The 13,808-nt window shown below is 23.5% G+C and carries 14 protein-coding genes; 9 read left to right on the top strand and 5 right to left on the bottom strand.

The window, feature by feature from the left end; genetic code table 4:
* Positions 1-8: 8 nt before the first annotated feature.
* The 4 genes from AACK96_RS07150 to AACK96_RS07135 all read right to left on the bottom strand — a co-directional run bounded on the left by AACK96_RS07150 (position 9) and on the right by AACK96_RS07135 (position 2,806).
* On the bottom strand, positions 9-230 hold the full coding sequence (locus AACK96_RS07150; protein WP_338974122.1) for a hypothetical protein: 222 nt from the start codon (positions 228-230) through the stop codon (positions 9-11).
* A gap of 329 nt (positions 231-559) precedes the next feature.
* The gene (locus AACK96_RS07145) at positions 560-913 is read right to left on the bottom strand and encodes a transposase family protein (RefSeq protein ID WP_338974121.1); all 354 of its coding nucleotides are present in this window, start codon (positions 911-913) and stop codon (positions 560-562) included.
* A 23-nt stretch (positions 914-936) separates the two neighbouring features.
* On the bottom strand, positions 937-1,359 hold the full coding sequence (locus tag AACK96_RS07140; RefSeq protein ID WP_338973316.1) for a transposase family protein: 423 nt from the start codon (positions 1,357-1,359) through the stop codon (positions 937-939).
* A gap of 193 nt (positions 1,360-1,552) precedes the next feature.
* On the bottom strand, positions 1,553-2,806 hold the full coding sequence (locus AACK96_RS07135; RefSeq protein WP_338974120.1) for an HAD family acid phosphatase: 1,254 nt from the start codon (positions 2,804-2,806) through the stop codon (positions 1,553-1,555).
* 321 nt (positions 2,807-3,127) lie between these two features.
* On the opposite strand from AACK96_RS07135, the gene AACK96_RS07130 reads away from it, so the two are divergent.
* From AACK96_RS07130 to AACK96_RS07120, 3 genes are all read left to right on the top strand, one after another.
* On the top strand, positions 3,128-3,487 hold the full coding sequence (locus AACK96_RS07130) for a helix-turn-helix domain-containing protein (RefSeq protein ID WP_338973555.1): 360 nt from the start codon (positions 3,128-3,130) through the stop codon (positions 3,485-3,487).
* Positions 3,444-4,016: an IS630 family transposase gene (locus AACK96_RS07125; protein ID WP_338975134.1), complete on the top strand. Its 573-nt coding sequence runs from the start codon at positions 3,444-3,446 to the stop codon at positions 4,014-4,016. Before AACK96_RS07130 ends, AACK96_RS07125 begins: the two co-directional genes overlap by 44 nt.
* 205 nt (positions 4,017-4,221) lie before the next feature.
* Complete coding sequence (locus AACK96_RS07120; protein WP_338974118.1) at positions 4,222-4,737, top strand: hypothetical protein; 516 nt, start codon at positions 4,222-4,224, stop codon at positions 4,735-4,737.
* A 7-nt stretch (positions 4,738-4,744) separates the two neighbouring features.
* On the opposite strand, the gene AACK96_RS07115 is transcribed toward AACK96_RS07120, so the two are convergent.
* Positions 4,745-5,260: a hypothetical protein gene (locus tag AACK96_RS07115; RefSeq protein ID WP_338974116.1), complete on the bottom strand. Its 516-nt coding sequence runs from the start codon at positions 5,258-5,260 to the stop codon at positions 4,745-4,747.
* 119 nt (positions 5,261-5,379) lie between these two features.
* On the opposite strand from AACK96_RS07115, the gene AACK96_RS07110 reads away from it, so the two are divergent.
* The 6 genes from AACK96_RS07110 (at position 5,380) to AACK96_RS07085 (ending at position 13,625) form a co-directional block, all read left to right on the top strand.
* Complete coding sequence (locus AACK96_RS07110; protein ID WP_338974114.1) at positions 5,380-5,751, top strand: helix-turn-helix transcriptional regulator; 372 nt, start codon at positions 5,380-5,382, stop codon at positions 5,749-5,751.
* Positions 5,752-5,815: 64 nt separating this feature from the next.
* Positions 5,816-7,174 carry a BMP family ABC transporter substrate-binding protein gene (locus tag AACK96_RS07105; RefSeq protein WP_338974112.1) on the top strand — a complete coding sequence of 453 codons (1,359 nt, stop codon included), beginning with the start codon at positions 5,816-5,818 and terminating at the stop codon, positions 7,172-7,174.
* Between the two features lie 332 nt (positions 7,175-7,506).
* Entirely contained in the window at positions 7,507-8,814 is a 1,308-nt protein-coding gene (locus AACK96_RS07100; protein WP_338974110.1) for a BMP family ABC transporter substrate-binding protein, read from the top strand.
* Positions 8,815-8,831: 17 nt separating this feature from the next.
* Positions 8,832-10,412: an ABC transporter ATP-binding protein gene (locus AACK96_RS07095; RefSeq protein ID WP_338974108.1), complete on the top strand. Its 1,581-nt coding sequence runs from the start codon at positions 8,832-8,834 to the stop codon at positions 10,410-10,412.
* Positions 10,405-12,705, top strand: coding sequence for an ABC transporter permease subunit (locus tag AACK96_RS07090; RefSeq protein WP_338974106.1), 2,301 nt, complete (start codon positions 10,405-10,407; stop codon positions 12,703-12,705). Before AACK96_RS07095 ends, AACK96_RS07090 begins: the two co-directional genes overlap by 8 nt.
* On the top strand, positions 12,705-13,625 hold the full coding sequence (locus tag AACK96_RS07085; RefSeq protein ID WP_338974105.1) for an ABC transporter permease: 921 nt from the start codon (positions 12,705-12,707) through the stop codon (positions 13,623-13,625). Before AACK96_RS07090 ends, AACK96_RS07085 begins: the two co-directional genes overlap by 1 nt.
* Positions 13,626-13,808 lie beyond the last annotated feature (183 nt).

Here is a 13,808-nt window from a genome sequence, read left to right as displayed (position 1 = left end):
TAAATTTTTTATAAAATAGATAATTTTTTTGCATAATTATGTTCTCTCATAATACTATTTATATTACTTTTTTTACTTTTATTTTCAATACCATTATTTATATTTTGAATATCTATATCATTAAATTGTATGTTTTTTTTGTAATTATGATAATTAATAGCATATGTTCTTAATTTTTTTATTTCTTTAAACATTAAGTTTTTTATTTCTTGTTCAATTTCTTTATTCATTTTTTTACTCCTTTTAAAAATAAAAACCTATTTACTTTGAGAAACAAAGTAAATAGGTTAAAAACAATATTTAAGACATATTCCATAATTAAATTTAATCAATTGTCAATAATACTTTTTATAAATTTTTTAGTGTTATTAATTATAAAAGTTAATATTTTCCGAAAAAATAGTTTAAAAATAAGTTTCTATTTCGAAAATAAAAAAATGTTAATAATATTTTTATATTAACTTGATAATAATTTCAATTTTAAAAAATATATTTTTGATTTTTTTTATTTTAATGGTTTTATTTTATTAAAAATTTTACAAAGTAAGTTAAATCTTAACTACATAAGTCTAAATTTACTTTTTCTACATTTATTTACTAAAATTTTGAATCTTTTTAATCAAGCAAAAACATGTTCAACTTTGATTCTAATTTTAGATACAATCTTATTATATTTTCTTTCTTGTTTAGTTAATTTTTTATTTTTACTTTTTTTAATTGGTATTATTGTATTTTCATAAATATTTTGTATACCTTGATATCCTAAATCACCAATAATTATTGTATTTTTAGAAAATACAAGATTTGAATTTTTTAATATTTGAAAATCATGCACTTTGCCATTATCAGCAAAAATATCAACAATATTTTTATTAAAAAAATCATATACAATTTGAAATTTTATAGAATACATTCAACTTTTACCAGAAAAATATTCTAACTGTAGTTTTTTTTAGTTGGTCTTTCAATTTCAATCTCAGTTGAATCAATTAAATAAAATTGAAATTCATTTAAATTTTCTTGTTTTTTATCATTTTTTGATTTATATTTTTCTTTTAAAAATTGATAATCTCTATCATTACTAAGTTTATTTTCAACTCAAGTAATATTTCGAAAACAGCTTGAAGGACTCATTTTATATTTAATACTCATTTGAAAAAAAGTATAATATTCTTTTCAATATTCAAGTGTCATCATCAATCTTTCTTCAACTGAAAGTTTATTTTTTCGACCTTTAGTTTTTTCTAATTTTTCTATTTCAATTAATTTTTCTAACATTTCATTAAAATGAAAATGTTTTATACCAAAATATCTATAAAATTTATCATTTTTTAATTTTTTTAAATTTTCAAAAGCCATATTTATCAACACCTTATTAATTCATTAATAAAATAAATTATAAAATTATTACTTGATTTTTCAAAAAAATAATTACGGAATATGTCTTTAGTTTATAGTTATTTTTAACATCTTTTTGAAAATTTACAATTAATATATATATATATATATATATATTAATTTTATTTAGAGATTGAATATTAATTTTTGTAAATTATTTTCATATATTTTCATATTTTTTGAAATAATGTTTTAGTAAATTTAATCAATTATCTAAATTAGAACCATATTTTTTTTCTAAATCTCATAAAAAATTACCATATACATCATTACCACCAACCAGTACATAAGTTTCTTTTCAATTAATTTTTCCTTCTTCTAGTTTAATTTCTTTTACAAAACCAAGGTTTTTTAGATCACTATCAATTAAACTATTTTTTTCATTTTCTTTTCAATAATGTTCTATTATTTCTCCATTTTCATTTTTTGTAAATCAAAATTCATCTCCCACTTTACCAATTAAGTTATTAAAATTTTTATTATTTATTAATTCATTTTTTAATGATATTTTATCAATTAATTTTGAATTAGTTAAATTAGAATGAAAATCATTAATGTTATCACCCAATCTCATTACAATATGTGATGGTACATTTTTTATTGGTACTAAATCATTTTCTCAATTTTTTATTTGCATACTATTTTTATCTTTTGATGATAATTTAAAATTGTTATTATTAATATAATTAAAACGATTTTCTTTTGATATTAAATCTTTATAATTATTTGAATCATATTTAGTTACTCCTTGCATTCATCAAACATAACTATCAAGAAATGCCTTTGGATAATAATTATTTTCTAGTAGTTTTTTAGTTGGTATTGCTTCATCTCCATACTTGATATTTTCGCCTTGAAAACGATTTGAATCAAATAAAACAATACCACCACTTTTTCATACATGTTTAACAAATTCTAAAACTCCATTATAAAGTTGTTCTTCAAAATTGACTTGATGATCAACTCATTTTTTAAATTCATAATCCATATCTTTCATTTTTGGATTAAAAAATTTATAAATTGAAAAACCAATATTATTTATGAATGTTTCATCCAAATCAGTAATAACAATAGGTACATATTTATTAGCTTCAATTTTTGATTCATTATAATGCACAGTATAATTTTTATCTTCTTCATCATTTTTGGCATTAGGTTTATTTGCGGTTGCGTAAATAACATCTAATGATAAATGTTTTTTATTTGCTTCTATAACATCATCATACTGTTTTATTGCTGCACGAAAAGTATTTAATAATGATATTTTTCTTTCTGCTGATTCTTGTCAAATTATTGATTGTAACACTTTTAAATCATAAATATTGTTATTTTTATAACATCCAATAGCGCTTAAACTTGTACTTGTAATAATTATTAAACCACTTATTATTTTTAATATTTTTTTCATGTTTTTTCTCCTTTTAAAAATAAAAACCTATTTACTTTGAGAAACAAAGTAAATAGGTTAAAAACTATATTTAGTTTGTAGTTTTTTTAACATTTTTTTTGAAATTTTACAATCAATAAAGATAATATATTTATTTTTAAAATTTAAAAGACAAGATATAATTATTTTTAACTATTTAAATTACGTATTATTGTTGATTTATAGCTAACGAAAGTAATGTTTACTCATAAATAATGTAAAATAATAATATGTAATTTAAACAATTCTTGCACTTACAAGTATAATTCAGCAATAATTAAAATAGATTAGGAAGATTAAATTATGCCAAAACCATACAGTGAGGACTTACGAAGAAAAGTAATAGAAGTTTATGAAAGTAAAAACATGAAAATTAAAGAAATTTGTAAAGTGTTCAATATCACTAGAAAGACTTTATTTTTATGAAGAAAAAGAAAGCAAAAAACCGGAAATATAAAACCAATTTTGAATTATCAAAAAGGACATAGCCACAAAATAAAGGATTTAGATGAATTAAAAAATTATTTAGCAGAAAATAAAGATGTTACAGTTCAAAAAGTAATTGAAAAATTTGGTGATATGACAAAAGAAACAGTTTATAACTATTTCAAAAAACTAAATTATACATATAAAAAAAACTTTTCTATATGAACAAAGAGATAAAAATAAACAAGAAGATTTTTTAAAAGAAATAGCGAAAATAATGAATGAAGATTTGGTATATATTGATGAATCTGGAATTGATGATAATGAATTTTATAAATATGGTTGGTCTGAAAAAGGTAAAAGATTATTTGATAATAAACCTGCATATAAAATAAAGAGAATGAGTATAATTGGTGCACTAAATAAAGGTAAATTAAAAGCTCTATGAGCATTTGAAGGACATTGCAATAGTAAAATTTTTGAATCATATGTTAAAAATATACTAATTCCAGTATTAAAGTGTGGACAAATTATAGTTTTAGATAATGCGACGTTTCATAAATCTAAAGCAACAAAACAATTAATTGAAAATGTTGGATGCAAACTATTATTTCTTCCACCATATTCTCCTAATTTAAATCCAATTGAACATTTTTGATTTGCTATAAAACATAATATAAGAAAAATATTACCAAATTATTGACCAAATATTAAAAACGCGATTGATTTTGTTTTTCAAGATATGAGTAAACATTACTTTCGTTAGCTATATATTGGCTAAATGTTAAGATAAATGTAAAATTAGATACTTAATTATTAATTACATTTAGTTTTTAATAATTTTAAAAATGATTGATAAATAAAATTATTGTTTATAGATTTTAAATTTTTTTTGCATAAGACGTTAAAAATAAAGTACGAATAGTTTACTAGAAATATTGCGAAATAATAATTATAAAGAGGTAAAAAGGATGTTAAAATTTTCAAAAACATTATCTAACATTGGTATTTATCTACTTTTGACAACATTAATGCCGGTAATGGTTATTTCTATAATTATGATTTCTTTAAAAGGATTAATGGAAAGTTCTTATGAATTATTATGGAAGTTTGGAGAATGATTACAAGAAGTTTTTGATTCTGGATTAAGTACTATTCAATGATTAGGATGAATTATATTGATAGCTTGTCTAACAACTTATGGTATTCTTATATTTATTTTAGTTATGATAAATTCAAGAAAAGCATTTGAACAAAGAATTGGTTATATTCTTCGTTTAGTAATTGGAGTTGCTTCAATTGTTGTTACATTATTACCATTAATTATTGTTAGTATTGCTAGTCTTGGCAATGGAGTAATAACTTTAGTATTAGGATTATCATTTGTTTTTATTGGATTGAATGGTGGTTTAGTTGCTTGTGGATCATTATTTGGTTTAATTAGTGCAAAAAACATTATAAATTTATGAGATGCAAAGAAAAAGTAGATATAATCTACTTTTTCTTATTTATATATTTACTTCATGGTAATTGTAAATTTGTTAATGTATAATGCATTAATTGTCGATGTATGCTAATAATTAAAACGTTAAATATTGTTACAATAAGTAAAATTCATCAATGATCGTTTAAAGTATTAAAATAATCAAGTTTGCCTTTAAAAACGGCAGTTTCAACTAACATAAATAATGCATTTAAAATGAAAAAAATTAATCAACCAAAACTAAATAGAATAATTAGATAACGATAAAATTTAGTTTGAAAAGTACTACCTTTGACTTTAATTTGATAAACCGTTTCATAAGTATAATGATTAATAGAAAAAGCAAACAAAATTAATAGAATTAAACTATTTATGCCAACTATTAATAAAATATTAATTATTTTTTCGCTAGTAGTATTTATTAAAATTGAACCTATTATTATAAATATAATTTGAACAATTAATCACAAAATGCTAACATAAAAAAAACTTTTTTTTGTTCAGTATTTAATTAATTCATTTTCCATTTTGTATCACCATATTAATTTTAGTATATTTTATGCAAATATAGAATAAAATTTATCTTTTTATAATTTTTCATAACATAATAAGTTTGGGAATAACTAAAATTAGAGAGGGAAATAAAATGGCAATTGAAGTAGAAATTAGGCCTATAGGTCTAAGACTTGGTTGAACGCAAGCATATTTGGGAAAATTAGTAGGTGTTCGTCAAGCAACAATTAGTAGAATTGAGAGTAATGCTAAAAATTCTTCATGAGGAATAATTCATAAAATTCTTTTAGCATTATTAGTAGATATGAATGATATAAAAGGTTTTACGCATGATTTTGTATTAAAAGAAAATGATTTTGAACTATTTATTAAACTGTTAATGGCTAATTTACAATTAAAAACTAATATTTTATATAATCCTGTTCATTGCGCACGAATTATTATTGATGCATATAATAGAGGAATTATTAATTTTGATGAAAAATATGGTAAAAATAAAGTATAAAAAAATTGTAAATAAATATTAATATTTTTACTGTAGTACATTTTTTTATTTATAGGAGAAATTTATGAAATATTTTTTAAAATTATTAATTATTACTTTGTTAATAAATAGTTCGTCAGTAGGATTAATTGGATGTAGTATTCCTAGTGTTGGTGATATTTGAATAATTACTGATGGTGGTGATTTATTTGATAAAGCTTTTAATCAGCAAGTATTAGAAGGTTCAAAAGAGTTTACTAAAACATTTAATGATAATCGTATTATGATTAGTAATTTACCCGGTAATGAAGTTTGAAAAAATAAAAAAATGAAAACACGTTGAATTATTTCACGAGATAGTACTGTTTCAACTTTACAAAATAATTATAATTTAGCAACATTTGCTGGTGCTAAAACAATTATTGTTGTTGGGTTTAATCATCTTGGTGCATTAACACCAGCTATTCAAAATCAATATAAAAAGTTAGGTGTTCGTTTTATTTTAGTTGATGCTAAATTAGAAAAACCAGTTGATGTAGCGTGTTTAAGTTATTCAGCAGAACAATCAGGGTTTTTATCAGGATTAGCAGGAGCAATATGATTAGCAGCTAATCATGAAACATATGATGATAATGGTTTAAAAATGTCAACTTTTGGTGGTTTACCAGCTGATACTATTGTTAGTTATATGATGGGTTATTATTGAGGTGTATATTATTTTAATAAATATCGTAATAGCAATGATAATTTATTGGAAATGACTAATGCCATTAGAATTAAAGAGGGTAAGGAAAAAATTGAAAAATGAACTAATAAATTTGATATTCATTTTGATAAAATTGCTAAACAATTTACAGGTAGTTTTGAATCTGGTATAAAATCATCAAAAGCAATAACTTCACAATTAATTGATGGATATAAAGATGATATTGTAATGCCTGTTGCAGGAGCACAAACAATTGATTTAGTATCAGCTGTTAAAAACTCTACTACTAATAGCAAAGCAAAAATTATTGGTGTCGATGTTGATCAAAGTGTTCAATATAGTTATGCTAAAGATATTTTTATTACATCAGCTTTAAAAGGAATTCATAAGTCAGTTAATACTTGATTATGACATTCTTTTAATTTAGATTATAATAAGGATGATCAACATTCAGTTATTAAACCTATTAATGGTGAACAATACTTTGATGGCAGCATACCACAACCAGCATTAGGTGGTCAGCAATATCTTGGAATTGCTAATAATGATTCTATTAGTGCTATTTATAATAACTTAATTATTGATAGTAATGATTATTGACGTTTAGCACAAAAAGTAACTGACGCTTATAATAAATTAGTTGCTGATTTAGTTAATGATTCTACTCGTGATAAGTGAGAAAATGCTTGAAAAAATTATGTTGATGAAAGTGTTGAAAAGTATAAACCACAGTTTTAATAAAACTTTACTATATATTTTAAAAAAATTATAATTATTCTTGAATTTTTAAAGAATAAGTTTTATTATCTTATATAATGGTAGTTATGCCATTAAAGGAGAAACTAGTGTTTAGAGTTAATTGTGAAAATAAGAAAATAATTAATATTAAATACATATATACTGTATTTTTTAATAGTAAGTTATTCCCACCTATTTATTTTCAAAATTTATTTATACACAGTTTTATTTTATTTTGAATAATTGAATTAAGAAAGCAATGTTTTTGCTTTCTTTTTTTATATTTTTTTTATATAAATATTTATATATATTTGTAGGAGGAATATAATAGTATGCGTAAAATTTTTACTGTATTTAGTGCAATATCATTGTCAGTAATAATGATATTACCAATCATTGCTTGCAATAGTCAGTTTAATGATCCAAATATTTATCGAATAACTGTTGTAACTGATGGACATACTATTAATGATGCTTCTTTTAATGAATCATCATATAATGCTGCTCTCAAGTTTAAACAAGAGTTTAATGATTGAACACATAGTGATTATGTTGATCCTCAATATAAAAATAAAAGAGTTGAGGTTTCTTGAGATAATCCCCAATTAACTAATACTGATGATTTAATGACATCATATAATAAAGCCGTTTTCATAAATAGTAAAGTAATTATTGCTTCAGGATTTTTACATCATAATGCTTTGGTTAAAGCACAAAATACTATTTTAAAACATAAAGTGAAATTTATTTTTATTGATGGTGATACTCCAAATAAAGAAGTACCAAAATCTAATAAGCAATTGGCTGGTTTACTTTACAAAGCAGAACAATCAGGCTTTTTAGCCGGATTGGCAGGGGCAATATGGTTAACTGCTCATGCTAATCAATATGGTGGACTTGATAATTTAAAAATGTCAACCTATGGTGGACTTGATATTCCAGCAGTTACTAATTATATGTATGGTTATTATTGAGCCATACAGTTTTTTAATAATAAATTTAAAAATAAAGAAGATGAAGAAAAATTAATATCATGAGTTAAAATTTTAAATTCAGATTTTAAAGAACCATTACCAAATATTAAATTTATAAATTCAGGTACTCAATTTAGTGGTGATTTTACTCAAGGTTCAAAAGGTTCACAAGCAATTAATGATGATCTTGCTCGACAAAAAACTAATATTATTTTTCCAGTAGCAGGACCACAAACCGAAGATACTTTATCATCATTAAAAAAATCTGGTCAAGGTAAAATTATTGGTGTTGATACAGATCAACAACTTCAATATCCACAATCTGCAGATAGATTTATTACTTCTGCAGAAAAAGATTTAATTAGTTCAATTAAACTTATGCTCTGAAAATCAGTTGGTAAAACTAATCAGAATCCAGAGCATCCAACTGATCCAACTGCCGATCAAACATTTATTGATGATGCACCATACAGAGGTGGACCTAATTTTACTGGAATAGCACCAAATAAAGCAATTAAAGACGGTGATAAAGATATTTACACACCATTAATGACAGAAACTACTAATTGATTAGATAAAATTTCTGCTGGATGACAAAAAGTACTCAATTTAAAAGATCATTATTGAATTAATGGTATTAAAAAAGAATATGATCCATTTAAATAATTAAGAGGGGTGATAAAATGCAAGTAAATATTGAAAAACAGAACTTACAATATGCTGTTGAAATGGAAGGTATTACTAAAGTTTTTTTAGATACTATTATTGCTAACAATAATATTTCTATTAAAATTAAAAAAGGAGAAATTCATGCTTTGGTTGGTGAGAATGGTGCAGGTAAATCGACACTAATGTCAATCTTATTTGGACTATATCAACCAACAAAAGGTATTATTAAAATTAATGGTAAAGAAGTAGTAATATCAGGACCAATTAGAGCAGGTGAATTAGGTATTGGAATGGTACATCAACATTTTAAATTAGTTGATAACTTCACTATTTTACAAAATATTATTTTAGGTAGTGAACCAGTTCATAAATGACAGTGAATTAATTATAAAAAAGCTAAGTCTAAAATTTTAGAAATTTCAAAAAAATATAAATTAGACATTAAACTTAATTTAAAAATTGAGAATACTAGTGTTGGTATGCAACAACGTGTTGAAATTTTAAAAGTTCTTTATCGTGGTGCTAGTATTATTGTGCTTGATGAACCAACCGCGGTTTTAACACCACAAGAAATTACTAGTTTATTAACAATTATTGAAGAACTTAGACGTGATGGTAAAACTATTATTTTTATTAGTCATAAATTAGAAGAGGTTAAACAAGTTGCTGATAATGTTACAGTAATTCGTTTAGGTAAAGTTATTGAAACTTTTGAATCTAAGAGTAAAACTAAAGAAGAAATTGCTACTTTGATGGTTGGTAGAGATTTAGTTGATATTAGAAATCAAGGTAATGTTGTATTAGGGCCAGTATTATTAAAAATTGATAATTTATTTGTTCATAAAATTGGTAATAAGAAATCAATAATGGGTCTTTCTGATTTTAGTTTAGAAGTTAAGTCACGAGAAATTGTGGCTATTGCTGGTATTGAAGGTAATGGTCAAACCGAATTAATTTCAGCAATTACTGGTTTAATTAAGCCAGAAAAAGGTGATATTTTTTTTGGTAATAAGAATATGAAACACAGTTCAATTCAAAGTTTATATAAAAATGGTTTAAGTCATATTCCTGAAGATCGTCATAAATATGGACTTGTTTTAGATTATAATGTTATTGATAATATGGTTTTACAAAATATTAGCGAATATCCTTTTTCTAAGCATGGTTTGATTCGCAGTAAAGCTATTAAATCTTATGCACAAAATATTATTAATAATTATGATGTTCGTGGTAGTAAAAGTGGTTTTGCTTTAGTTAGAGGTTTGTCGGGTGGTAATCAACAAAAAGCGGTTGTTGGTAGAGAATTAACAAGAAAACATAAAATTTTAGTTGTTGCTCAGCCAACACGTGGCTTGGATATTGGTGCTATTGAATATATTCATAGTCGTATTCTTGATGAAAAAAATGAAGGTAATGCAGTATTATTAATTTCTTATGAATTATCAGAAGTTATGTCATTAGCAGATCGAATTGTTGTTTTACATGCTGGTAAAATTACTGGTAATGTTAGTGCTAAAAATGTTACTCGTGAACAGTTAGGATTAATGATGGCAGGACAAAAAATGTTAATGGAAGGAAATGAAGATAATGTTTAAACAAAAAACATGATTTTTAAAACGACGAAGTCGTTTATATCTTGGTTCAAAAGAAATGAATAGTAGTCTTACTAAATTTAAGGGTTCAATTTTTGCCATTATTTTTGGATTAATTATTGCTTGTTTTGTTATAATTGGTTCAGGTCAAAATGCTTTTACTTATTTTCAGTTGTTATTAACATATGCTTTTACAAGTTGGCCAGCTAATAATTGAGATAATACTTTAGTTTGATGAGCAATTTATATTGTAGCAGGATTAGCACTAGTTATTTCTTTCCGCTCAGGAATGTTTAATATTGGAGTTGCTGGTCAAATGTTAGCAGCAGGAGCTGTTGTTATCGCAATTGGTGTTCGTTATGACTTATCACAACCATTAGCTATAATTAGCGCGTTTTTTGCTGGAGTATTAGCAGCAATATTGGTGGCGTTGGTAACAGTGTTATTAAAAGTTTTTTTTAATGTTCATGAGGTTGTTACTTCTATTTTATTAAATTGAACAATTTGATATTTAGTAAAATGACTATTTAAAATCAATAAAGATTTATATGATGCTGATCACGGAACATCAGCAACTATTCATGATAGTATGAGTATGAGTATTAATGGTTATAATTGTATACTACCATTATTAATTTCTATTATTTTAATAATAACAGTTTGATTCTTATTGAAAAAAACAACTTTAGGTTATAAAATTCGAACAGTAGGTTTAAATCCATTTGCTGCGGTTTATAGTGGTATTAATCATAAACATTATTGCATAACATCATTTGTTATTTCAGGAGCATTAGCAGGAGTAATGGCTGTTATTTATTACATTGCCAAAAATCCTTCAATTAGTTTTTTAACTGATGATTTGCCGACTATTGGTTTTGATAGTATAGCTGTTGCTTTAGTTGGTCAAATTAATCCAATAGGTGTTGTGGGTTCTGCTTTTCTTTGAGGTTTAATTAAGAGCGGTGGTTCAATTGGTTCAGTATTAACATTACCAACAGCAACTGGTGATATTATTTTTGGTGTTATTATTTATTCAGCTGCCTGTGCAGTTTTATTATCTCGTTTACAGCCAATTAAATTTTTAATTCGTTATTTAAATATAGCCTTTGATGGAGAAAAACGAAAAGTTACAAATAGTTTTATTACCAAGATGTACTATCATTTTATTGAAAATTTTAAAATAAAGAGACAATATAATAAGTTAAAATCAGATTTAATTAAAGAAAAAAATAATAAAATTAATCACTTAAAGATAGAATATAATAAATCATTATCAGATTATGAGTCAAAAGTTAAAAATTTAAAACAAAATTTTTCACAAGAAATTAATAAATTGAAACAAGAATTAAGTGATCAATTAAAGTCATTAAAAAATGAATTAGTTAAAACTAATGATAAAAAATTAAAAGAACAATTAATTTTAAAAAAATGTCAACTTCAAATTACTTATAAAATTGAAACTAAGGAATTAATTAAAAAATATAAAATTGATAAAGAACAATTAAAGGTAGAATATAATAAATCATTATCAGATTATGAGTCAAAAGTTAAAAATTTAAAACAAAATCTTTCGCAAGAAATTAATAAAGTTAATAGTGATATCAACTTACAGTTACAAGCAGTTATTAATAATAAAAATGATAAAGTTGGTGTTAATTGAGCACAATTTTTCCAAGAAAATAAAGCTTTAAATCATTATATATATAAACAATATAATGCAATTTGAAAAAAAGGTAAAATTGGTAATTGAAATAATTTTCAACAAGAAATAAAAACGATTTATGGTGAAAGTTTAAATATGTATATTAATGAAAAAATGAAATATGAAAATAATGTTTATAACTATAAGCAAGATTTAGTTCGAGAAATAACATTATTAAAAAAACAAAAAGCAATATTAGATAAGTCAAGAGTAAAAGACTTAAAATTAAATCTTTATCGAGAAATTAATAAATTGAAACAAGAATTAAGTGATGAATTAAAGTCATTAAAAAATCAAAAAGTTAAAACTGATGATAAAAAAATAAAAAAACAATTAATTTTAGCAAAACATCAACTTCAAACTAATTATAAAAATAATGTTAAAGAGTTAATTAAAAATTATAAAATTAACAAACAGCAATTAAAAAGTCAAATTATCCCAATTAATAGTAATATTAATATATTAACCAAACAATTTACTAAAAAAGCGGAAATTGAAAAGACAACTTTTATTAATAAATTTACTGATATATTTAAAAATGAACAACAAGCAATTATGAAAATAAAAACCGAAAGAACAGGAGGAAAAAGTTAATGGAAGCACTCAAAATAATTCTTGAACATTCTAGTTTAATTTTTGTTGTTTTAGTACTTGCTGCATTATCTGGATTAATTTCAGAACGTGCTGGTGTTGTTAATATTGGTATTGAAGGAATGATGACAATTGGTGCTCTTGCTTTTTCTTCATTTGGAAAAAATATAGGTGTTAATTGAGGTAATTGATCACAAATTATTGCTTTATTAGTAGGTGGATTAGCGGGAATGGGATTTGCTTGTTTCCATGCTTTTGCATCAGTTACTTTAAAATCTGATCAAATTATTTCTGGCGTTGCAATTAATATTTTAGCAGCAGCAATTGCAGTTTTTGTTGTTCAGTTACCAGGGAATAATGGTTTTATTTCATTAACAAATATTTATCAATTACCAAAAATTGGTAATAATGAATTTTTTAATTTATATTTATTTTTAGCAATTATAGTTTTAGTAAGTATTGCTATTATTTTGAAATATACTAAATGAGGATTACATCATGTTGCGACTGGTGAAAATCCCAATGCAGTTGATGCTGCGGGAATTAATGTTATTAAACAACGATATGTTGCTGTATTATTATCTGGTTTTTTAGCAGGAATTGCTGGTGGTATTTTTCCAATGTATGCTAGTCAAACTTTTCGTGGAACAGTTAGTGGAAATGGTTTTATTGCTTTAGCTATTTTAATTTTTGGACAATGAAGGGTACCATTGATTACAATTGGTGCTGCCTTATTTGCTATTGTTGAAACAACAGGTGCCAGAATTACGTTTTTACCAAATATTCCTCAATGAATATCAAGTAATTCTGATATATGGAATATATTGCCTTTTGTAACATCTTTATTAGTTTTAGTGTTTACATCAAAATGAAGTAAAACACCAAAAGCATTGGGTATTGCTTTCAATAAATCTAAACGATAAAATTAGTTATTAATAATTTTAATGATGAATTAATTTTGAAATTAAATTTTACTTTTTTAGTAATATTTTCCAAGACTTAATTAAAAATATAATAAAAAATAAAAAATTTTATGGTTATTTTATACTATAAAATTTTTTATTTTATTAAGAATTTGAAAAAAAATTCACAATAATACAGTTTTA

The sequence above is a fragment of the Spiroplasma endosymbiont of Tricholauxania praeusta genome (assembly GCF_964019535.1).
Lineage (GTDB): Bacteria > Bacillota_I > Bacilli_A > Mycoplasmatales > VBWQ01 > Spiroplasma_E > Spiroplasma_E ixodetis_A.
The sequence above is the reverse complement of the archived record's forward strand: the minus strand, read 5'-3'. Positions and strand labels throughout refer to the sequence as shown.